Annotated in this window: 21 protein-coding genes; 12 read left to right on the top strand and 9 right to left on the bottom strand. The window is 38.4% G+C overall.

Annotation, left to right across the window (positions count from 1 at the left end; all coding sequences use genetic code 11):
* Positions 1–15 precede the first annotated feature (15 nt).
* The 7 genes from ABE099_RS18175 to ABE099_RS18145 form a co-directional block, all read right to left on the bottom strand.
* The gene (locus ABE099_RS18175) at positions 16–2,376 is read right to left on the bottom strand and encodes a M56 family metallopeptidase (RefSeq protein WP_430032578.1); all 2,361 of its coding nucleotides are present in this window, start codon (positions 2,374–2,376) and stop codon (positions 16–18) included.
* Positions 2,373–2,765, bottom strand: coding sequence for a BlaI/MecI/CopY family transcriptional regulator (locus tag ABE099_RS18170; protein ID WP_430032576.1), 393 nt, complete (start codon positions 2,763–2,765; stop codon positions 2,373–2,375). The genes ABE099_RS18175 and ABE099_RS18170 overlap by 4 nt, the downstream gene beginning before the upstream one ends.
* A gap of 202 nt (positions 2,766–2,967) precedes the next feature.
* A complete protein-coding gene (locus ABE099_RS18165) occupies positions 2,968–3,663 on the bottom strand; it encodes a stalk domain-containing protein (protein ID WP_430032574.1) in 696 nt (231 codons plus the stop codon).
* A gap of 47 nt (positions 3,664–3,710) precedes the next feature.
* The gene (locus tag ABE099_RS18160) at positions 3,711–4,883 is read right to left on the bottom strand and encodes a hypothetical protein (RefSeq protein ID WP_430032572.1); all 1,173 of its coding nucleotides are present in this window, start codon (positions 4,881–4,883) and stop codon (positions 3,711–3,713) included.
* A 507-nt stretch (positions 4,884–5,390) separates the two neighbouring features.
* Positions 5,391–6,881 carry a sensor histidine kinase gene (locus ABE099_RS18155; protein ID WP_430032570.1) on the bottom strand — a complete coding sequence of 497 codons (1,491 nt, stop codon included), beginning with the start codon at positions 6,879–6,881 and terminating at the stop codon, positions 5,391–5,393.
* Positions 6,881–7,570, bottom strand: coding sequence for a response regulator transcription factor (locus ABE099_RS18150; protein WP_430032814.1), 690 nt, complete (start codon positions 7,568–7,570; stop codon positions 6,881–6,883). Before ABE099_RS18150 ends, ABE099_RS18155 begins: the two co-directional genes overlap by 1 nt.
* A gap of 56 nt (positions 7,571–7,626) precedes the next feature.
* Positions 7,627–8,025, bottom strand: a complete 399-nt coding sequence (locus ABE099_RS18145; protein ID WP_430032568.1) for a RidA family protein — start codon at positions 8,023–8,025, stop codon at positions 7,627–7,629.
* Positions 8,026–8,399: 374 nt separating this feature from the next.
* On the opposite strand from ABE099_RS18145, the gene ABE099_RS18140 reads away from it, so the two are divergent.
* The 4 genes from ABE099_RS18140 (at position 8,400) to ABE099_RS18125 (ending at position 12,072) form a co-directional block, all read left to right on the top strand.
* Positions 8,400–9,098, top strand: a complete 699-nt coding sequence (locus tag ABE099_RS18140; RefSeq protein ID WP_430032566.1) for a response regulator transcription factor — start codon at positions 8,400–8,402, stop codon at positions 9,096–9,098.
* Positions 9,091–10,233 (top strand): ATP-binding protein, encoded by a 1,143-nt coding sequence (locus ABE099_RS18135; RefSeq protein WP_430032564.1) that lies wholly within the window; start codon positions 9,091–9,093, stop codon positions 10,231–10,233. The genes ABE099_RS18140 and ABE099_RS18135 overlap by 8 nt, the downstream gene beginning before the upstream one ends.
* Positions 10,234–10,308: 75 nt before the next feature.
* Positions 10,309–11,175, top strand: coding sequence for a M15 family metallopeptidase (locus ABE099_RS18130; protein ID WP_430032562.1), 867 nt, complete (start codon positions 10,309–10,311; stop codon positions 11,173–11,175).
* Positions 11,176–11,223: 48 nt separating this feature from the next.
* Positions 11,224–12,072 carry an EcsC family protein gene (locus ABE099_RS18125; protein WP_430032560.1) on the top strand — a complete coding sequence of 283 codons (849 nt, stop codon included), beginning with the start codon at positions 11,224–11,226 and terminating at the stop codon, positions 12,070–12,072.
* Between the two features lie 120 nt (positions 12,073–12,192).
* Here the strand turns inward: ABE099_RS18125 and ABE099_RS18120 are convergent, their stop codons facing one another.
* Together ABE099_RS18120 and ABE099_RS18115 are read right to left on the bottom strand one after the other, a co-directional pair.
* Positions 12,193–13,401: a helix-turn-helix domain-containing protein gene (locus ABE099_RS18120; protein ID WP_430032558.1), complete on the bottom strand. Its 1,209-nt coding sequence runs from the start codon at positions 13,399–13,401 to the stop codon at positions 12,193–12,195.
* A 19-nt stretch (positions 13,402–13,420) separates the two neighbouring features.
* Positions 13,421–14,170 carry a hypothetical protein gene (locus tag ABE099_RS18115; RefSeq protein ID WP_430032556.1) on the bottom strand — a complete coding sequence of 250 codons (750 nt, stop codon included), beginning with the start codon at positions 14,168–14,170 and terminating at the stop codon, positions 13,421–13,423.
* A gap of 238 nt (positions 14,171–14,408) precedes the next feature.
* Between ABE099_RS18115 and ABE099_RS18110 the strand changes: the two genes are divergently transcribed.
* The 8 genes from ABE099_RS18110 (at position 14,409) to mmuM (ending at position 22,641) form a co-directional block, all read left to right on the top strand.
* The gene (locus ABE099_RS18110; protein ID WP_430032554.1) at positions 14,409–15,410 is read left to right on the top strand and encodes a hypothetical protein; all 1,002 of its coding nucleotides are present in this window, start codon (positions 14,409–14,411) and stop codon (positions 15,408–15,410) included.
* Between the two features lie 16 nt (positions 15,411–15,426).
* Positions 15,427–15,996 (top strand): 4Fe-4S single cluster domain-containing protein, encoded by a 570-nt coding sequence (locus tag ABE099_RS18105; RefSeq protein ID WP_430032552.1) that lies wholly within the window; start codon positions 15,427–15,429, stop codon positions 15,994–15,996.
* A 13-nt stretch (positions 15,997–16,009) separates the two neighbouring features.
* Positions 16,010–17,626 (top strand): AAA family ATPase, encoded by a 1,617-nt coding sequence (locus ABE099_RS18100; protein WP_430032550.1) that lies wholly within the window; start codon positions 16,010–16,012, stop codon positions 17,624–17,626.
* Positions 17,627–17,638: 12 nt separating this feature from the next.
* A complete protein-coding gene (locus ABE099_RS18095) occupies positions 17,639–18,268 on the top strand; it encodes a DUF2997 domain-containing protein (protein WP_430032548.1) in 630 nt (209 codons plus the stop codon).
* Positions 18,269–18,347: 79 nt separating this feature from the next.
* Entirely contained in the window at positions 18,348–18,704 is a 357-nt protein-coding gene (locus ABE099_RS18090; RefSeq protein WP_430032546.1) for a nucleotide excision repair endonuclease, read from the top strand.
* A gap of 223 nt (positions 18,705–18,927) precedes the next feature.
* A complete protein-coding gene (locus ABE099_RS18085) occupies positions 18,928–19,953 on the top strand; it encodes an ABC transporter substrate-binding protein (RefSeq protein WP_430032544.1) in 1,026 nt (341 codons plus the stop codon).
* 302 nt (positions 19,954–20,255) lie between these two features.
* A complete protein-coding gene (mmuP, locus tag ABE099_RS18080; RefSeq protein WP_430032542.1) occupies positions 20,256–21,653 on the top strand; it encodes an S-methylmethionine permease in 1,398 nt (465 codons plus the stop codon).
* Between the two features lie 13 nt (positions 21,654–21,666).
* Positions 21,667–22,641 carry a homocysteine S-methyltransferase gene (mmuM, locus tag ABE099_RS18075; RefSeq protein WP_430032540.1) on the top strand — a complete coding sequence of 325 codons (975 nt, stop codon included), beginning with the start codon at positions 21,667–21,669 and terminating at the stop codon, positions 22,639–22,641.
* The last annotated feature ends 75 nt before the right edge of the window (positions 22,642–22,716 follow it).

The raw sequence follows: 22,716 nt of genomic DNA, 5'->3' as shown, positions 1-22,716 counted from the left end.
TTAATGAATAGTCACTTATATATTTTCCTCTTGCTGTAAGGAGGAAATTACTGCTTGGAGTAGTGCATCATAGTCAACATCTGGTTCAAAAAATGTAAATGAGACGGTGTAATAGATATCGTTTTGGTTCCAAATGAAATAAGTTGGGGTTTGCATTTCTTTATTTCCCTCACTAGCAGTTGCTATTCCACTATAAAAATACTTATCATCTGTGTACACTGAAATTTTTTGTCCGTCTAGCTCTAGGCTTCGCTGGAATGAAAGCTCTTTGGTATCAAACATGGGGTGATTGCTTTGCAGTAGCGAGATGCTATCATTTCCATCATATTCCTTTGGTTTATTAGAAGGATCAATTAAATAATAGCTATAAAGTGCATCACCAAGATAATCATAAAATATGCCTCTAGCATTATCATTTTTTTGTAATAGGAAAGCATGGACTAATTCAAAAGGTGTTTGCTTGATCTTAAGTGGCAGTTGTGCCTCAAAGCCAAGTATATTCCTGGCTGAATTAAGGTCGTCTGTATTATAAACAATAAATGAGTTCCCTTTACCACTGTAATCAACATGCTGAACCTGTTTTGGTGCTACAAAGGAAGAGACGATTTTAGCAAGATCACTTTGCGACAATACACCCTCTAAATTTGTAGTGGCATTGTTTTCTTTGTTATTGCTATAGTTGATCGCATAGGTTACATCTTGCTCCTGCCACACAAAGCTATATCTTAATATTCCATTTTTATAATTTTTTCGCTTTTTAGCTGTAGCTGGTAGCTCAGAGTATAAAACACCTGTGATATTACTAATTGTTACTGGTATCTCCTTATAGAGTGGGATATCAGATTTGGAGTGTCTTTCATAAGGTGCACCCCATAGTTCATTATGCTCCAGTAATGTACCTTCTCCAATAGCCGCTTTGATCTCAAAGGTCTCTTGATAGTTATTTTCTCGCTTAGTCATAAATGAAATATTCACACCTATGATAACATTGTCTAAACCTGTAAATTGTCTGCCTATGTTTATACCTTCAAAACGATAGCCCTCTGGAATGTAGTCGGGAACTTTATAGTCAAATTGTTTATATTTTTCCGCTTGTGCTAAAGATTTGAACCCCATTCCATGAAGAGGGCCTGCATACATACCAAACACATCAGGGTTATCTTTGGGTCCGAGGTATATATTTTTATCCTCAGCAGAGGACACTTCTTTTTTTTCCTCTTTGCTTTGCTTGTCAGAAGCGCTTGTAAGCAACGAAGCAGCAAGTACAATCATGGCTACAATAACTAAAGCCGTTAGTTTATAGCCTCCCTTTTTAAAGTTCGCAATCATGGTGACTCTCCTTTTCATTTCAGGCTTACGATTAAAAAATGAAGACAAATATACTTTTGGCTTAGCATTTGAGGTAAACAAGCGAAACATCATGAGCAGTGTTGACCCATAATGGATTACTTCCTCCTCCTCCAATTTGGATAACACACCAGTGTCACAAGCGATTTCTTGATCAGCACGCATTTTGTACACTGCATACCAAATGACAGGGTTAAACCAATGTATGCCTAATGCAATCGTCCACAGCTGATTCACCCACAAGTCTTTTCTTTTCGCATGCATAAGCTCATGTAGCATAATATAGGTGAGTTGTTTTGTGTCCGCAATTGCCACAATATCTTCTGGAATATAAATGTTAGGTTTAAAAAGTCCATATAGACAAGGGCTTCGTAGGTGACTTGTCTCATATACACCAATAGACTGCTTTACTCCCAACTGCTGCTTACATTGATCTAAAATATGAGTTAGCGCAGGGCTACCAAGTTTGCGAGAGCTTTTCATGGCTTGCCTAAAATGATGACTGCTTAAAACGTAATAAATCATTAGTAATACTAAGCCGCTTAACCAAACTATAGAGAATAACGTTAATCCACTTATCCCACTAAGTTTTTTCCCAACAGGTGTAGTGGAGTTCGAGTTTGAATTGGCTCCTGATGTCTCTGTAGAAGTAGCTTTAGTAGTGTCAGTCGTATTATTATCTAATGAAGATTCTGCTGGATTTGAGTTGGCAGATGGCGTTTTTACTTGGGAATGACCCACCTCTGCTTGATCTATCCTTTCCTTGTTCATCGTATTGTGATCACTATTTATAGTGGCAGATATAGTTTGTGGCAAATAATTAAATAGACTCCAACCACTTGCAGGGGCAATAGGCACCAAAAGCTTAATTAATAATAGAAACCAGATTGCATACATGACGATTGGATTAATACGAACACGTAATGCTTTACGAAAAAGCAATATAACGAGCACAATGATGATGGAGACTAAGGAATGAGTAAGTACCGTAGCAAAAGCTGACTCTAGTAAATCTAGTAATGCCATCATTTCCGTTTACGCTCCAATAATTGCTGTAGCTCATCAATGTCTTGATCTGACAGTGTTTCCTCTTCAATAAACTTCGCACATAACATGCCTGCCGCGCCGTTATACACTCGGTTAAGAAAGGATTTATTTTCGTTGTTTAAATATTCCTCATGTGTCACTCGGGGATAATATAAATAAGTGCGTCCCTTTTTTTCAAATTGGATGGCTTGTTTTTTATGTAGTCGATTCAAAAATGTTTTAATTGTCTGATCTGACCACTCCATCTGAGCTGTTAACTTCGAAATAATTTCGTTAGCGGACAAAGGAGATTGTTGCCATAGTAGCTTCATTACTTCACTTTCCGCTTCAGTAATATGTGGAATGTCCTTATTATCCCTATTGTTACTCATGTCACTCATATTAGTCACCTCTTCAACGTTTTGTTTACATCTGTAAACGATATAATAATTAAAGATTACACTTGTAAACGTAAACTTGTCAATGGTAACTTTGTACATAACTAATAGATAATAAAAAGCTCGACTACTAAAAAGCACATCGCTTTCTAGCAGCCAAGCTACAAGTTAAGTTGCCAATTAAGAGGCAGTTCAATTATTTCAACTTCGCTACATGCACAGCAACCTGCTCAATTTGTCCTTTACTTAATGTGTGGTCAGGAGAGCTAATCGTTACTGTACGATCATCTAACTGGAAGCTTAGCATTGGTGTATCAGAAGGTGTATACCATTTTGCTTTTACACCATTCGCTAGCGTGACCTCTTTGGCATCATAGCCGTCAGAATAATCGCGCGGAGAAATATTGACAATCATATGCTTGAAAATGTGGTTAACACCGTCACCTGTAGCCGCCGCCTTCACATAGCTGTCGTTTTGAGTCATTTGCTCAGGAACATACGGCGTTTCAAATGATTCAAACTTGGCATAAGCCGCTTTGATTTCTTTAATTTGTGCTGGGCTGTAATTTACCTTAGTTAAAGCGTGTACTTCACTGTTTCCTTTTTTGCCAGTCTCAATAACTACAGTATGACGCGCAGAATCAAAGGATACATCTGCCCCAACCATTTGGGAAACTGCACGTATAGGGACATAGGTGGTGTTTTGATACGTAATGGGTGCTAATTGCTTGCCATTCCCATCTGTCACATTACGTGCTTCTCCGTCTACCTGAAATGCAATTTCATGATTAAGGTATGCACTAATTTTTTCTAATTTCGTTCCTGCATAAACACCAGCCGCGCCAGTTAAAGTCATACCTACGATAATAGTAGCTAACAATGTTTTTTTCATGATGATAATCTCCTTTTTTAAAAAATAGATTTGTTATTTTGACTTATTTATGATTTAAAATCAACAATTTGTGTAACTGTCAGGCTATTTGGATCGTCAGCGGTAATCCCTAATTTCGTTCCATCAGGGCTCCAGCTTAAAGGGTAGGTTGGATAATAAGACAACCCTAGTGGTAACACTTTGCCAGTATTTGAGTCAAAAATATAAACTCCATTCATTCCACTTTTGTTTTCACTATAAGCTGCGAACGCTAGCTTACTTGAATCCGGCGACCATGAGAAATAGGATAATAGGTCTCCTTTAGCTAAAAATAAGCCCTTTGCATTTCCTTTGGTGTCGTATAACATGAGGTCGGATTGTGTTTTACCCGCTTCGACTATACTCGCCGCAATTTGTTTAGCGTTTGGTGATAGACTGAACTCATATACTTTGGGTGCAAGCACAGTTGGTTCTGGTACTGTAGGAGAGAATCGCTTTAACCGTTGCTCATTATCCTTGTAATAAATAAAGCCTTCACCTACTGCAAATTCATTAAAGCTTTCTACCTCATTATCCTCTAGCTTCAGCTTTTGCTTCGTTCCATCTGTTGAGATTTGCCAGATGTCTCCCTTATTTTCCATAGAGCCTGCGGCAAGGATGTAGGTATTTTCGTTGAGCCACCCACCTACTTCTAAGTAATTGCTTACCGAAATGGGGATGGTTTCACCTGTAGCAAGATTTTTAACTGCATTATCTGCGGTGTATTTATCCCTCCAAGTCTGAATGAAGCTATATTTTCCATCTGGTGAGTTGCTTTCCTTCACAACTGTTCCCTCGGTTTGGTTTTGTAGCCCTTCTGAGGCTGGAATGGGTTCACGTTCCCCTGTTTTCAAATCCACCTTAAACCAGTTATAGCTGTACGTTGCCTCCTTGCTTGGGGTTGCTTTACTTTTTAACGTTGTGACCATAATTTGCACCTCATCGGCAGATAACCATTTCTCTATGTTTGCGCCATCTAAACGATGAATGCGATTCACTGAAATTTCTTGATTAGCCTTAGTTCCTTGATCACCGGTGACAATGGTCAACTCACGTTTTTCTGTATTTGGCTTTCCCGTTAAATCTTTGCCAGCTTGTGTGTTACAGCCAGTTAAGCCAGTGAGTACAGACACGCAGAGCAATGCTGCTACAAATCTGATTTTCCTACGATAAAGGTGAAAGCTAAAGCTACTTTGCTTCATTTTCAGGTCTCCTCCGTTCTAACCATGTTCAGCTCCCCTATGGCTCTTAGTATAGAAAGACAATGTTGCATGAAAATATCCGGCTTGTATCGAACTTGTAAACAATTATCTAAAATTATAAAAAATCTAGGGTGTGTCTAAAAAGTCAGCAGGGAGTAGATATTGGTGAATTTTCGCTTCATACAAGGCACTTTTTCGCAGGCTTACCGAGGTAAGTCAAGGAAAAGTAACGCAGTAGGAGGCGAAAAGGCGGGAATAGATGACCTTGAGTGAGTTTTTAGATACGCCCTAATAAAGCTCAATCTGAAATTAGTTGTTGCGAGGTAAGTGAAACAAGCGAAGGGGCAGGGGGATGGTGTAGAAGCGCTAGCGTCCGCCTTTAAAGACTAATTTTTATCAAAACGAAAAATTATATTCAAAAAAAATCAGGGTTTAACAGCGGTTGAAGCCACTCCCTGACACATAGCTGCTTACCTCTTCTGCAACACCTAATTTTAGTTTTGAGCCTCAACCACTTGTATACAATGGAAGCTCTAATCTAAACAATGAACCTTCAGGGCTGGAGTGTACTAGGCTTATGTTGCCCCCTTGCTTTTGTGCAAGGTTGCTTGCAATCGCTAATCCAAGCCCTGTGCCACCCGTTGCTCTGGCGCGGTCCTTACTTACTGTAAAAAAGGGATCAAAAACTCGCTTTACAGCCTCTGGAGGGATGCCCATGCCTGTATCCTCGACCTCCACCGCCATATAAGCTGTGCCATCTGTGTGTTCTGCTCTATAATTGCGAAGGTGTACATGCCCACCCTCTTGATTATATTTGATCGCATTGTCTAATAAATTAAGCATAATATGACGCACATTATCGGCATCTGCCGATACTTCTCCGTCAATAAAGGAGGAGGTTATGGCAATATTACGTTGATCCGCCTTTCCTTGCAATCTTACTACCGTCTCCTCTAAAAGTGGCACAATCGAGATCACTTCTACCTTTGTTTCTAGCTCATAAATATCCATAGCGGATAGTTGGAGCGCCTTTTCCACAAGTGCAAATAATCGTTGTGCCTCTACATGAATACGTCCACTGGCATCGTCTAATAATGCAGGGTCGTCACGGTACATTGTTAAAAGGTCAGCGTACGCCATGATTGAGGTTAATGGTGTTTTCAGCTCATGACTAATATTACCGATAAATTGCTTTTGCTGTTGCTCTAGCTCCGTCAACTGCCTAATCGCTTCCATCAGCTTTTGTCTTTCCTCATGCAATTCACCGACATAGCTTGCGATACTGTCGCTCATATTAAATATGCCTTGCGCCAGTTCACCTAGCTCATCTTGTCGTTGTACGGATGGGGAAGCTAAATAATTCCCCTTCCCGATTTGTACCGTATCTTGATTTAACTGCTTGATGACATTAATTTGACGCCATAAATAAATATAGCCCATCAAAAAGCCGATCACTAACACTCCTGCACCCGCCAACATAAACAGGTCATAAATGCGGTTATAAAATGCATTTTGCTCAGCTATGGAGGCGTGAAATTGGACAGTTCCAAGCCTTTCCTCTGCATAATACAAGGGAGCAAGATACAACAGCTGATCTCCCTCAGTAATATAAGCAGCATGGCCTTGAGCCGTGGCTTGCAGCGCATCTGCTATATTCGCTTCGGGTTGGAAAGGTAACGAAGTGCCCACAAACTGACCATTTACATCATAGATCGTGACTGCTAGCCCACTTTGGCCCCCTAAGTCCACCGCCAACCGTTGACCACCTTGCTCCATAAACTGAGCTGGTGTAGCTTTATCCTGACTTAAATACTCTTCACGTACCTTCAGATTGGCAGCCGACGCTTGTCTGGCGAAGGACTGCTCCAGTCTCGTTTTCTGATCATCCTTAATCCCATTAAGCACGAGTACACTTAAACAAGTTACGATAAAGACAAGTAAGAAGGCGAGTAAGAGGGAAAGCTTTGCTTTAAGTCCTAATTTGAATTTGGTACGCATTAGCTTTTCTCCGTGCTTTTATAGCCAATTCCATATACGGTTGCGATTAGCCCATGAAAGTCACCTAGCTTTTTACGTAAACGCTGAATATGAATATCTACGGTTCTTGTCCCGCCATCAAAATCTATACTCCATACTTGCTCTAACAGCATTTCACGTGAATATACACGTTCAGGATTACGCATTAACAAGACAAGGAGATCAAATTCCTTTGGTGTTAAATCCAAGGGCGTACCCTCTAAAGAAATTGTTCGACTGTATAATTCTGCGGTAAGTGCAGAGAGCTTAATGACATCTTGATCCTTAGGTACCTCTTGGATACGAACCTGCCCGCCACGGCGCACCAATGCCTTCACCCTAGCTAAAAGCTCACGCATATCAAAAGGCTTGGTCATGTAATCGTCTGCACCTAGCTCTAAACCAAGCACTTTATCAACAATATCATCCTTCACGGTGAGCAAAATGATGCCTGGACGGTTTTTCCCTTCCAGTCTACGACATACTTCATAGCCATTTAAATGGGGCATCATCACGTCTAGCACCATCACCTCTGGCTGGAAGAGGGCAACCATTTTCAAAGCCTCCTCTCCATCCGCGGCGGTATCTACCTCATAACCTTCCCTACGTAGGGCGTAAGCAATGGCGGTAGAAATGCTACTTTCATCGTCTACAACAAGTATTTTGCTCATTTTGCTCATCGTCATATCGCCTCATTTATAGGGATAATTTAAAGGGATTTGTTGATTTAGACTTTTGCTGCCCATACTTCAATTTCAATTTTAATTTCAGGCAAGCCTAGCTCGGTAATGTAGCCTACCGTCATCGCGGGATAGTCATTGCCAAATAGCTTCTCCCACTCGGCATAAAGATAATCCCAATCTATTTTTTGTGTTGCCCATATGTTTACTTTAATTATGTTGGTAGCATCAAGTGCTTCGGATTGTAAAACGGTTTGAATATTTTGAAATGTATAATAAATTTGTTCATTCATTTGTTCGGGGAAACGGCCCTCTGGGTCTACGCCAATTTGTCCAGAAGTTACGAATAGCTCCGCATTTCTGGGGATTTTTGTAATATGGCTGTAATTTCCGACAGGAGCACTCATATTTGATGGATTTTTTCTTGTGATTTGGGGTTTATTCATTTTAAATTCCTCGCTTTTATCGTTTTTTTATAATCAAAAACTAGATTTTGGACAGACTCCACCCTATAGTTTTGATTTTAGAAAAAAACCGCAGTAGAGTACCCATAACCACAACCAATACAAGCTAGAACCTTCTTTTTCATAGTTACTGTACTCCTTTCTGCATTTTATGCGAAGATAATAATAAAGATTGTAGACGAATTTGGGGCTAGAGTCAAAATCCTTAAAACGCCAGCTAAGTGGTTTGATTTATCTGAACTAGTGATAAAATATTTAACATAAGCTTGGATGGAGACATCATGGTAGTTAGAAAACATTAGAAAACTAGGGATTGAAATTTACTATTGAATTTAGTTGTTGAGGTGAAGAACAAAGTGAAGCCAATTACGATTCTGATTGCAGATGATGAAGTAGAAATCGCTAATCTTGTCGCGTTCCATTTGGAAAAGGAAGGATACCAGACAGTCCAAGCGCATGATGGTAAAGCTGCGTTACAGATTATTCAATCGCAAGCGATTGATTTAGCGGTATTAGATATTATGATGCCTGAACTAGATGGGTATGAGGTAACAAGACAAATTCGCGATAAGAAATACGTATTGCCAATCATTTTTTTAAGTGCAAAAACATCAGATTTGGATAAAATTACAGGCCTCGTAATGGGGGCAGATGATTATATGATTAAGCCCTTCAATCCAATGGAACTAGTTGCTCGTGTGAATTCTCAGCTCAGGCGTGCAGCGATGTTTAGTCAAGATACCAAGGAAAGTAAGGCAACGATCGAAATCAGTGGGCTTATGATTTTTCATGATCAACATAGAGTTACATTGTATGGCAAGGAGATTGAGCTCACACCAAAGGAGTTTGATATTCTCTCCTTGTTGGCGGGTCATCCAAAGCAAATTTTTAGCGTTGAAAGTATTTTTCAGCATGTATGGGGTGAAGCGTATTTTGAGAGCAACAATACAGTGATGGTGCACATTCGTACATTGCGTAAAAAGCTAGGGGAGGACATCCATCAAGCTAAGCTTATTAAGACGGTATGGGGTGTGGGGTACACCTTTAATGGATAAATATCAAGGTCGTGGGGCATCCCTTCGTGGCTTCCGTTCCAAAATGATCATGCTGCTCGGTTTAAGTATGCTTTGCTCTGGAACAATTACATATGGGCTCTATAGATTATTGCAGTTTTTTTATAGAGATGTCCGTAGGGAGGACTTTTTAGCTCAAGTTCGCCGTATTATGTTTCAAATTGGGGATATCTATTGCTTTCTCATCATTTTTATTCCACTTGTTATTTTATTTTTCTTTTGGTTTTCTAAGCCTTACTCTGATTATTTTAAGCAAATTTCTACTGGAATACGTGCATTGGCAGATGGGGATTTTAACCATCGGGTTCACATTGAATCAGGGGATGAGTTTGCAGTCATTGCAGAGGATCTTAATTTGGCAGGGCTAAGGTTAGAAGAGGCGGTGTCACGCGGGGATTTTGCAGAAAGCAGTAAAGACCAGCTTGTCGTGAATTTGGCGCATGATCTGCGAACCCCGTTGACCTCTGTATTAGGGTATTTGGATCTAGTTATCAAGGATAAACAGTTGACAGAAGAGCAGGTTCAACATTTTATTTCGATCGCTTATACGAAGTCACAGCACTTGGAACGACTGATTGAAGGCTTGTTTGAAATTACGAGAATGAACTATGGGAAGCTGACAATTAAACAGGAGCAGGTAAATATAAGTGAATTATTGTATCAATTACATGAGGAATTGTATCCAGTACTTGAAAAGCATCATTTAACCGCTAGGCTGGAGGTTGAACCTCAGCTGTTGACTGTGGGGGATGGCGAGTTATTAGCTCGTGTATTTGAGAATTTGCTAACAAATGCCTGTCGTTATGGAAGTGATGGCATCTATGTTGATATTAAAGGGCTGCTAGAGGATGAGAGTTCTATTCGGGTTCAAGTTATCAATTACGGGAGTTCAATCAAGCAAGAGGATATTCCTCATATTTTTGATATGTATTTTAGGGGAGATCGGGTACGCTCGAGTCAAGGTGGGGGAACCGGACTTGGGTTATTTATTGCTAAAAATATTGTAGAGCAGCATGGAGGGACGATCGCTGTAACGAGTGATGCAATTTCAACCTGCTTTGAGGTCATCTTGCCGCGAAGTATAGTTAATCTAGATAATAGCTCCATCAAAATTTAAGAAAAACTTTATTTTTATCTCCGATTTTTTTAAACACTCTTCTTTATTCTTTAGGATAGGAAGGGGAAGATTGTTTTGAAAAAATTTTTATTTTTTAGTATTGTGTTGCTGCTACTAGTTGCAGGGGTAAATTGGGCAATAATTTTGTTTGAACAAGGTCAGTTTGATATAAGCTATTCGGATGAAAAACAATTTGAAACGAAAAAGGTAAAAACCATTAAGGTAGTACCGAGTAAAGAAGTACATAAAGGGGACTTATTACTCGTAAATAGGGAATACGCTGTGCATGAAGATGGAGTTAAAAAAGATATTGTGAATTTAGGAGAGCAAGATGATCTCGTGAATGGGTTTGTATTGCTTGATCGTAATACGTATTTATCCAAAAGAGTCGCTAAAAAGTTTAAAGCCATGATTAAAGATGCCGCTGAAGATGGTGTGAACCGTTTTGTTATAAGCAGTGGGTATCGTGATCTGAATAAGCAAGATCAGCTTTACAAGAAGCATGGGGCAGATTACGCATTGCCAGCAGGAAATAGTGAGCATAATTTAGGACTATCTCTGGATGTTGGTTCAACCGAAAAGGAAATGAAGCATGCAGACGAAGGGAAATGGTTGCAGGATAATGCGTGGAAACATGGCTTTATTTTGCGTTATCCTAGTAATAAAACAGAGGTAACAGGTATATTATATGAGCCTTGGCATTTTCGTTATGTTGGTCTTCCGCATAGTGCGATTATGTATAAAAATGATTGGGTACTAGAGGAATACTTAGAATACTTGAAAAGAAACGAGCACATTTCTGTAGAAGTTGAAGACAAACAATATGAGGTCAAGTATTATCCGTCTTCAAAAAAGGAGATTGAAATCAAGGTAGGTCATGAATACGATGTTTCTGGAGATAATATTGGTGGTATTATTGTAACGAATATATCAGAGAAATAAATTGAGTGAAAAATGGTCGTTAAAATTAAGCTTCGGAGGAAAATATGGATGTCTAACGCCAAATTTGTGCAATTTGAGACAGAAGAGCAATTACAAGCCGCTTTAAAGGAAGTACTAAAGTGGGAAAAGGAGCAAAACAGACTTATGATCTGGGATCGTATGTCTCGTTTGCCGTTTAAGCTGTTGGATAAGATTACACCTAAAATTATTCATCAGAAGATAGGCCAATTGTTGGATGAGCTCGGAAATTACATACAAAATGGCGGCAACTATTTAGTTGCAGGAGGCAAAGTCAATCGTATGCTTGCAAAAGCAAGTCATGAGGCAGGCGGTACGGAGGAACCGCCTTATCCACTTGCGGTGATGGATGAAGTGACACAGCAGCTATCTGAAAGCGCGCAGAAGGTTGCTACTGCGCAAGGTGCAACCATAGGCGTTGGTGGTATATTTACTTTGGCGGCGGATATTCCTGCTATGTTAGGATTGTCACTCAAGGCGATTCAAGAAATTGGCTTAGGGTATGGCTTTAATCCTGAAGAAAAAAACGAACGTATCTTTACAGTGAAAGTTATGCAATTTGCCTTATCTGATATTGTGGGGAAGAAGGCGGTATTAGAGGAATTAAGCTTACAAACCGATGGCAGAGGTGACTTAAGCCAAGGTGCTCATGTAGATGCAGCGATTTCTAAAATTCAAGGCTGGAAAGAGGTTATGACTGTATATCGGGACAGCTGGGGCTGGAAAAAGCTATTCCAGATGGTACCGATTGCAGGGATGCTGTTCGGTGCACGAAGTAACCGCAAAGCCTTAGGCGATGTTGCTGAGGCGGCGCATATGCTCTATCGGAAAAGAGTGATTTTGCAGCGATTGGCGGCGTTAGAGGAGCGGAAGCTTTGAGAAAGTAAAAACAAAACAGCGATCAAGGATAGGAGTAGTTTGGTATTACAATCATAGTAATTAACTACCGTATCTGTGTCGCTGTTTTTTTGATATAAACATATTTTTTTGTTCTTGGTACTAGTATGCTAATCCTTTGCTTTTTTCAGCAATGCTTGTAATATTGTTAATTTCAAAGTCTAATTTTTTTGTTACATACTTCTCAAAGAATTCAGTAGGTATCCCCGTTAGTTGATAAAAGAAAGGAATATCAACCTTCCAATCTGTGTCCATCATTTGAGGAATCGTTACAATTCCTTTAGTGATTACAAAATCGATTAAAGTTTTAATCTTCATTGGTTTTTGTTTTGTTAACTCTGCATCTAAAGGTTCTCGCTGTAAGTAGCCTTTTCGATGCAAAGCAGCATAAAAATTCCGATGCTCTTTAGGCTCCAATAAATTTAGATGCGCAGCTCTATACCCCAATACTTGCAGAGATGTTTTCCACTTCTTTTTTAAATCTAAATAGCTATCAGGTAGTGTGGGACGTATCACTTGCTCCATATCTTTACGAAACTGGGATTCTGGCAATAAAAATGCACCTGCAAATAAATTGGCTTCATTTTCAATAACTTTATGTTCTTTACGATCTAAGCTTGTGAACTCAAGTTGGTAATGAAGCAATAAATGACCTAATTCATGTGCAATATCAAAGTTTCTACGTACCGCGGAGCGTTTTAAATTGCCTAAAATAATAAAGGCTCGATTGTTGTTACTCCATAAACTGTAGGCATCAATCTCCTCGCCAATTGCTTTTTCAAATAAAAATACGCCACTTTTTTCAATTAGAAACATCAGATCCTCATTAGAATCGGGACTTAATTCAAGCTGCTTACGTGCTAAATCAGCTACAGTATAGATTTGAGTCGTTCGGTCGTCATTCGTTTGATTTAAATATTTAATTACTGCATCTCTGATCTGAACAATTTTAAGCGTTGGAATTGTAAGTTTTGTTGTAATGTAGTTAATAAAAGCATCTAAAAACTCCACATGTTTAGCTTCGGTTTGTGTTTTAGAGATTGCATTTAATACCTTGGAGCGGTAAGCAATATTTGTAATGTTAATATTCATAGGCGTAGCGCTTTTTGCTATCATATCTTCGTTATAAAAGTATTTACTCTTTACATGAAAAATTCGTTTAAGCTCATTTACAATTTGCATTTTTGGTGAGGTATACCCATTTTCATATTGCCAAACTGCTTGCTCGGTTACAGACAATAAGTCTGCGAGCTGCTTTCTTGAATATCCATGCATTGTTCGTAGGTTAGTAAGATTTTTACCAATGAACATGCTGGTTCCTCCTAGTTGATTATTTATAACGGTGGTCCTCTTCTTCTTGAATACCAATATCATACGCTGCAGGCTCTAAAATATCCTCATATCCTTCAGGGGCAATTATTTCTCTCTCATCATCTGTTAATTCTGCACCAGCGATGAGATAGGATAAGTCTTCAACTACATAGGCAATATTGTCATCTGGATTAGGTAAATAATGAATAATTTCAGCGATTTGATAGGCTTCATCTAGCTTGTAGGTTAAGATATGAAATTGCTTATATGATCTGAATGGCTTAAGCTCTTCATCTGCATATTTAGATGATACAAAAAAAGGAATTTCCATTTGTTCTATTATTTGCTGATTACTAACATATTGTTTTACAGCGGGGAACTTTAGACCATTATTTATTTTAGATAGCTCATGTAGATAGGTACGTGTTTTATTAGTCATTGTTTCTGTAGGTATCTTGGCTAAAGAGAAACAATCCTTATTAAAGTAAGCCGCATTTTTAATTAGAAAAAGAATTTTAGTCTCTCCATGTATGAATTGAAGATAATCCCAAGTTAAACCTGCTCTTGATTTTTTATATGTAAAACCATGTTGAATACATTCCTCTGCAATTTTACTTTCTATAAAGTTTCCTTTTGTCCAAGCAAAAGCAGAGCTAATTTTCATTTTTTCCTTTCGATCTTTACGATGATCGATGTATTCATGGTAGCCATTTACAATTGCGTCTACGATCATTTTACTGTACTCAGGATTGAATTTGTATTCCTCCATGTTCAACACTCCTGTTCGTAAAATATTCTGACTATTATTGTATATGATATATTCAAGTATTAAAATGATTTTTTTTAATATTTATAAAGTTTTGTTAAATAATAGTTGAAATAAATTTAGTAATGAAACAATTAGTAGCTAGCATTGAGAATTAATAACTATTTCCTTTATATGTATTGACATTGGATAAGTTTAGGTGATAAGTTGGGCAAGATAAGGCATAAAAAGGAGAATCAATATGGATTTTGAAAAGGAAGTCATTAAGGCGACAAGAATAGTAAAGCTTGCTGCTTGGGGGATTATTTTTATTTGTGCAATTGCAATAGTTGCAGCATATTCAGAACCAAACATTTTTATTCTACTAATATCTTTAATTGGTTTGATATTAGGAGTGATTTGTTTATTTAAGGCAGATTCATTCTATAGTAATGAAAAAGAATACATACCTGGAAAAGGGTTTAGGTTTTATAGAATGACAAAAGAACAGAAGCTTAAATATTTTACATATACAATATGGGGTGGATTAATATATTTGGCTTTTTCTTGGATATATAACGGTCATATACCAAGAAATTTTATTTATATGCTATCCTTACTTTTTTTCTTCCATTATTATACTAAAAGTAGAATTAAAGCACATGTACAAATTGATGATGCCTTGCTATATGAGTTAGAAGAATTAAATATTATTAAAAGCCAAGAACATGTAGAGGCGATATATAAAGACTTTAGTACTTGGAGTAGTGTGAATTCAGGCGAGAAAATAATTCTTGTTACAAATAAAAATTTGGTGTGCTTAATTATGGAAAACCGCGAAAATGCAGTACGAATAGATATTCCTCTGCGCGAAATTAATCGCCTTGGCATTGTTGGTTATGGCAGTCGTGGCAAAGGTCTAATATTTGCGATTGGAACACGAGATGGTAAGAACGTTCGCATTAAATTTGAGGGTAACAGTCGGATTGATTCTCCTGAGGAATTTACAAGATATTTTTTAAATACACTTGATAAAGTTTTAACTGGTACATACGCTCAAAATATTGAAGGACAAAATGCACGCCCAGAGATAGTAACAACTGCTAATAAGGCATTAAATCATGATCAAACTTTGAAAATGACCGAAACACCTCGAATTAGTATTAGAACACTAGATTTTAATGACAATAATGCCAGTGAGTCTGACGCTCAAACTGTAAATGCAAAATCAGATTCTAAACCCAAAAGGTTCCTTGATCTCTAAAGGAGGCTACTAGTTATTGAAGAAATTAATAAGAATTCATCATATCAATAAACACAGTCGTGTGAATGGACCAGGTGTTAGAGTTGTGGTGTGGACCCAGGGTTGCTCGCTTCGTTGCCCTGGTTGCTTTAATGAGGATACTCATTTAGTTGGGCAAGAGAGTCTTCTATGTGATCCTACCCTATTAGGTAAAGAATTAAGTTTATTGAATGTAGACGGTTTAACCATTTCAGGTGGAGAACCTTTGGATCAACCAGACTATGTCCTGGAGCTAATAAAGGCATTCAGAAGTGGAAATTCAGGTACCGTTTTGTTGTATACAGGTTATAAGATCGACTCCATTTTAAAAAATAAACGTAAATACAAAGTGATAATGGAATGTGATGCAGTTATTGCGGGACCATACATGCAGAATTCTACTGACATTTGGAATGGTAAGCGCTTAATACTTATAACAGATCGTATTTTGCCCGAAGAGCTTTCCCCGCAACGAAAAATTGAGATTACATTTGATCAGGAACAGAGACTTCATGTTTCGGGTTTTCCCACACATGAGGTTAATAAAATGTTGAATAGACTTCTGTAGGAGTGTGATCAGTGTGTTAACACAGTTTATGAAAGAAGCTGAATATCTAATTCGGGCTCGTTACAGTATCTTATACATTCGTACCCAAGAAGAAGAAAGAGCCCTAAGGGTTTTTGAAGAATTGAGCCTCAGTCTAAATAAACGCCTAGTAGTGTGGACAGCAGCTAAAGGGTTAATGACAGAGGAAGATAATATAGATAATAAAACGATGGATTTCAAGGCTGCTTTGGTTAAGGCAGAAGAGTTAGCTAAAGAACCTACCTTATTTTTATGGTTAGACTTACATCCTTTTTTAACAGGTCATAATTCAGCAGGTTATATTAGAAAATTTCGAGAGTTTTCTCAACGTATTCGCTCAGGATTCCCTTCTAATTCAATCGTTATATCACCTAAACTTGAAATTCCAATCGAATTAGAGAAGGAGGTTGCTGTACTTGATTTACCACTTCCAGAAATCGATGAGGTCAAAGAGATTATTTATGACTTTACAGGATTATATCAAGGTCAAATCGGAGTTGATATAGACCAATCTTCTGAGGTTTTGGAAGCATTAAGTAGAGCAGCTGTAGGGTTAACTCAATCAGAAATTGAAAATTGTCTTGCGAAGACACTAGTAAAAAATCGTCGTATTTCTATTGAAGATGTGTCTGGTATCCTTGATGAGAAAAAACAAATTATTCAAAAATCAGGAATATTAGAGTATGTAAGCACAGAGAATTTGGATTTAAAAGATATTGGTGGATTAGAGAATCTAAAGCGTTGGTTAATTAAACGTAAGGCTTCTTACACCGTTGAAGCAAGAAACTTTGGACTTCAATGGCCAAAGGGTGTTCTGTTGGTAGGTGTCCCTGGCTGTGGGAAAAGCTTATGTGCTAAAAGTGTAGCTGCGGCTTGGAAGATGCCTTTATTAAAATTAGATATGGGTAGAGTATTTTCAGGTGTACTAGGTTCCTCTGAAGAGAATATGAGATCAGCATTGGCAATGTGTGAGGCAGTGTCTCCATCTATTGTCTGGATTGATGAGATTGAGAAGGCCATTTCAGGGAATGGTAAAACGATAACTGACGGAGGAACCTCTCAGCGGATTTTTGGAACTTTATTAACTTGGATGCAGGAGAAAAAAAGTCCAGTGTTTGTATTCGCAACTGCTAATAGAATTGACCAACTGCCCACAGAGCTATTACGTAAGGGCAGATTTGATGAAATGTTTTTTGTTGATTTACCAACAGCAGAGGAACGGGCGGAGATTTTCAGAATTCATATAGAAGGTTTAAATCGAAAAGTTGAGAGCTTTGACATTCCTCAATTAGTGCAAGCTTCAGGAGAAGAGGAGTTAGGTGAGGGTGTAAGACTAACTGGATCTGAGATAGCCGCATCAGTTCATGAGGGATTAATGGAGGCTTTCCTACAAAAATCAGAAGCTGATCCGACAAGAGATTTAAGGACGGACGATATTATTAAAGCTATTAATAGAACAGTTCCATTAGCTAGGTCTCGTAGTAGGGAGATTGGCGAATTACGAACTTGGGCTAATGAGTATGCTGTACGAGCTAGCCTGATAAGTACATCCATTTCATCTGTATTAGGTATAACAAAGGAGTCTTCTGTTGGGCGTAGTATCGATTTCTAGGGGGGGACATAAATGAGTCATAGTACTACTTTTAATCTAATATTTAATGATAAACGATCATTATTTCGGGCTATGCGTAACCTGGGTCTTTCACCTGAAAATAGGGTATGGTCTGAATATAGTACTTATATTGGAAAGGTTAGTGGAATAGGCGGCGATTTAATAGGAAGATTGCTGACAGGAGCAAAAGATAATATTAATATTTTTTTTTCTGAAACGAACGAAGGTTTAAAACCTAATTTTGAATCTCATGAACTTACGCCCGAGGATCTACAAGTTCGTAGTTCTAAGCTTCTTCGTGATTTAAAATCAGAGTATTTAAAAGTTGTTGTGGAGTCTATGGTGAATACGATTCAGGACGCAGGAATTGAAGTAAGTATGAGTGCAGAAACTACTGATGACCATTGTTCTTATATGATTACTTTAGGAAATGTTGATAAATCTCTTATTGTTACAATGAATGAGTATGGGGTAATTGAGGAAAAGGTTGAAGGGGTGTTAGGAACTTCGTGTGTTGATCTGACGGAGAGTATTGAACAAAAGCTAACTGTCTCTCCTATATTAGATCGAGTGTGGACACATGAATATGATGTCACTATAGAAGATAAGCAAATTCAAGTTTTAAAACTAAATAATAACTAACAATGCAACGTATTAGTATTCCCCACCAATCTATGTTACGATTTACTTCTATATAGATGACGAGGAAGTGGAAATTAAATTGATTAACATTACATTGCCTGATCCTGAGGTAACGATTTATAAACAGGAAAATCCGCAGCTTAGCCATATTTATGGTTTTACTGATTTTCATTTGATTACGCGTGAAAAAGCAGGTTTTTTTATGTTCTATAATGAGCAAAATGAGCTGTTGTTTGCGGGTAAAGCACGTAAGCTAAGACAACGTATCAAAAAGCATTTTGAAGATACGGTATCTCCAATTAAAAATCACCGCAATGAAGTGTTTAAAATTGAGGTGTATATCGTGGATGATGCGGTAGAACGTGATATTTATGAGACGTATGTAGTGAATAAGTTTAGAGCTAAATACAATGATGAGAAGGTTTTTTATAAATAAACTAACATATTAAGTAGTAGGGGGGATGTATTTCCTCCTTATTTTTTTGCGTTAAATTGTAAAAAGGTAAATGATGTGGTCCTACACATTCCCAATTTTCCAATCGTAGGCTCAAACAAATTACGACTAAAAAAGTATTGCTAGTGTGGAGCGACCTCGTTATAATTACTTTATGTTTAAATGAGAATGAAAATCATTATTAAATATATAAGGGGAGTTTTACATGCTTAAAAACCGGTTTCAACATCGTTTAATCCATTTGATGTTGGTCGCAATTTTTTCTATAGCTTTAACGGCTTGCGGTGCGAATACAAATTCTGCTACAGATTCAACTCCAGCTACGAACCAAGGGGGAAATAATGCAGAAGATAAAGGAGAAAGCACTACACATCCTAATGCAAAGACAGTGGTTTATAAAGATAAATTAGGTGAAAAGAAAATTCCTGCACACCCTAAAGCGGTATTCACCGATCAATATTTATTCCAAATGTTGTCCTTGGATAGTGTACCGATTGGGGCAGTTAGCTATCAGGTTGAAGATATTATGGCGATTGAAACAAATAAAATAAGCAATGTAACAAATGTGGGAAGTCCCGTAAATATGGAAATGGTGCTGGCATTGCAACCTGACTTAATTATTACAGCAAATGAGGATTCTGTTGCCCAATATGAGCAAATAGCACCCACAGTGTTATTACCTTGGACAAGCTATGATGCATTTGGTCAGGTGGAGCAGATAGGGATTTTGTTAGGGAAAGAAAAGGAAGCCAAGGCTTGGATTGATGATTTTCACAAAAAAGAAGCCGAAGCTAAAGCCCAAGTAGCAAAAATGCCAGCAGCTAACGAAACATATTCTATCTTTGCAATTATGGGAAAAGACCAGTTCCGTGTGTATGGTGGGCGTAATATCGGACATGTATTTTATCGTTCTTTAGGCTTGCATGCACCGGCTGATGTCGAAAAACTGTTCAAAGGCAAAGAAGATGAATTTGTATTTGAAACTATTTCGCAGGAAGCCCTTCCTCAGCTAGCAGGGGATAACATTATTGTAGTGGTTTATGATACAGACGCAGATAGTGTTGAATCCTATAATCAGCTTATGGAAAGTAAGCTATGGAAAAACATCCCTGCGGTTCAAAAGGGGAAATTTGTTCGCTTAGATATGGACCATTGGTTTGGCTACAACTCCTTAAGTCTATCTTATCAGCTTGACAAGGCACTTGGAGTTGTTCAGGAGTTGCAAAAATAACAGGAAATAATAAAGAGGAAATAATAAAAGTGTAGCAAGTGCATTTATCGCTATATTGGGGTCCTGAAGGCGCATTTTGAGATGCTGCCCGAGTGGCTCCTTTTTTGTTTCATTTCTTGTTATCCAAATTATTCATGTTATTCATAGCGTTGGATGCTTATTACTAAAATTCATTGTCCAATTACAATAAATGCTGATATAGTAAATACTAGTTTGAAAAAACTCAAAAAAATCACATGTATAAATATACAGTTTAACGATAACAGATGTTATGAACAAGAGAATGAGGTGCTTGCAGACTTATGGAAGATCAGAATCATAATGGGCAATTTCAGCGTAAAATGCAGACCAGACATATTGTTATGCTATCGCTAGGTGGAGTAATCGGTACTGGGTTATTTGTCAGCTCTGGTTATACGATTCAGCAGGCAGGGCCAATGGGAACGATTTTGTCCTATTTGGTTGGTGCTGTTGCGGTTTATCTTGTGATGCTGTGTTTAGGTGAGTTGTCTGTTCATATGCCTGAGACAGGCTCGTTTCATAGCTATGCTGCAAAATATATTGGTCCAGGGACAGGGTATACTGTGGCATGGTTATATTGGTTAACGTGGACGGTGGCACTTGGTTCAGAATTTACGGCCGCAGGACTATTAATGCAACGATGGTTTCCTTCAATAAATGTATGGATATGGAGCGGTCTATTTGCCATATTAATCTTTTTACTCAACGCCTTAACCGTGAAGTTTTTTGCAGAATCTGAGTTTTGGTTTGCTTCGGTCAAGGTCATTACCATTTTATTATTTATAGTGATTGGTGCGGGTGCGATCTTTGGCATTATTCCGATGGCAGATGGTGGGTCTACGCCATTTTTCAGTAACTTTACTGCTTCGGGCTGGTTTCCAAACGGGGTATTTGGTATTTTAATGACGATGCTCGCAGTGAACTTTGCCTTTTCGGGCACAGAGTTAATTGGGATTGCCGCGGGTGAAGCGGAAGAACCTGAGAAAACCATTCCAAAAGCGATTCATACAACACTTTGGCGTTTGATTATCTTTTTTATTGGTACGATCGTGGTGTTATCGGCATTACTTCCGATGTCTGAGGCAGGCGTGACGGATAGTCCATTTGTAGTCGTATTAGAACGTATTGGTGTACCTTATGCCGCTGATGTAATGAACTTTGTTGTGTTAACAGCGATTTTATCTGCAGCTAATTCAGGATTGTATGCATCCTCACGGATGTTGTGGTCACTCGCAGATAAAAAAACGATTTCTCCTAAGTTTGCAAAGCTAACTACTAAAGGAATTCCACTTAATGCGTTAATTTTAAGTATGTTAGGTGGGGGCTTGTCATTATTGTCAATGTTGGTCTCACCTGATCAGGTGTACATTATTTTAGTTTCGATTTCTGGATTAGCGGTCGTTGTGGTGTGGATGAGCATTAGCTTATCACAGCTTTTATTTCGGCGGAGATATCTTCGGGAGGGACATGCTGTACAGGATTTAAAGTACCGCACACCACTTTATCCCTTTGTACCGATTGCTTCCTTTGTGCTGAGTTTGGCGTCGTGCATTGGAATTGCGTTTGACCCTACTCAACGAATTGCTTTGTATTGTGGGATTCCCTTTATCGTTATATGTTATATAAGCTATTACTTAACAATGTATATAAAAAAACGGCAGGTTACAAATTCGAGGTAAGGAGAAGTACGTTATGAGTAATGTGATTGACGATATTTTGCAAAAATATCCGATTATGATTTTAGATGGTGCATTAGCAACAGAGCTAGAGCAGCATGGCTGTAATTTAGATGATCCCCTTTGGTCAGCGAGGGTGTTATTGGATAGACCAGAAGTAATTTACGATGTGCATTTACAATATTTTCGGGCAGGGGCGGATTGCGCGATCACGTCTAGCTACCAAGCGACAGTAGAAGGCTTTAAGCGCAGAGGCATCTCAGAAGAGCAAGCGTTAAATCTAATTAAAAAAACAGTAGAGCTAGCAAAGCAGGCTCGGGATGATTTTTGGCAGGAATGGCAGCAGAAGGCTGGAGAGGCTACAAAGGCTGTAGAACAAGAAACCAGACCGAAGCCAATTGTAGCCGGCTCCATCGGACCTTATGGTGCTTATATGGCAGATGGGTCTGAATACATCGGTCATTATGGAATAACAGATCAACAGCTCGCAGATTTTCATCGTCCTAGAATGAAGGCATTAATCGAAGCAGGTGCAGATATTTTAGCTATGGAAACGATCCCCTCCTTACAGGAGGCTAAGGTATTGGTTTCACTATTAGAGGAATTTCCTGAAATGAGTGCTTGGCTTTCATTTTCAATGAAGGATGAGGGAAGTATTAGCGAGGGAACCTCACTCGTGGAATGTGCACAAGTATTTGAGGATCATCCCCAAATCGCTGCGATCGGTATGAATTGTTTACCTCATTCGCTTGTATTGCCAGCGGTTCAAGCATTAAGTAGCAGCACGTATAAACCGATTATTGTGTATCCAAATTCAGGCGAAACGTATGATGCGACAACCAAAACATGGCATCAAGCAGGACAAGAGTGTAGTGGATTAGGACATTTAGATGCCCAAGCCTGGTATGAAGCAGGTGCTAACATTATTGGCGGGTGTTGTCGTACATCACCTTCACATATTGAGGCGTTAGCGAAGGAATGGCGAGGGTAATGTAAAATATAAAATATTAAGGAGTTTTTAGCACCTTCTATACGGTGGTCTAAAGGCTCCTTTCGTTTATAAACA

This window comes from Paenibacillus turicensis, from assembly GCF_050461185.1.
GTDB classification, from domain to species: domain Bacteria; phylum Bacillota; class Bacilli; order Paenibacillales; family Paenibacillaceae; genus Fontibacillus; species Fontibacillus turicensis_A.
Note: the sequence above shows the minus strand (reverse complement) of the source record. Positions and strands in the feature narration are given on the sequence as shown.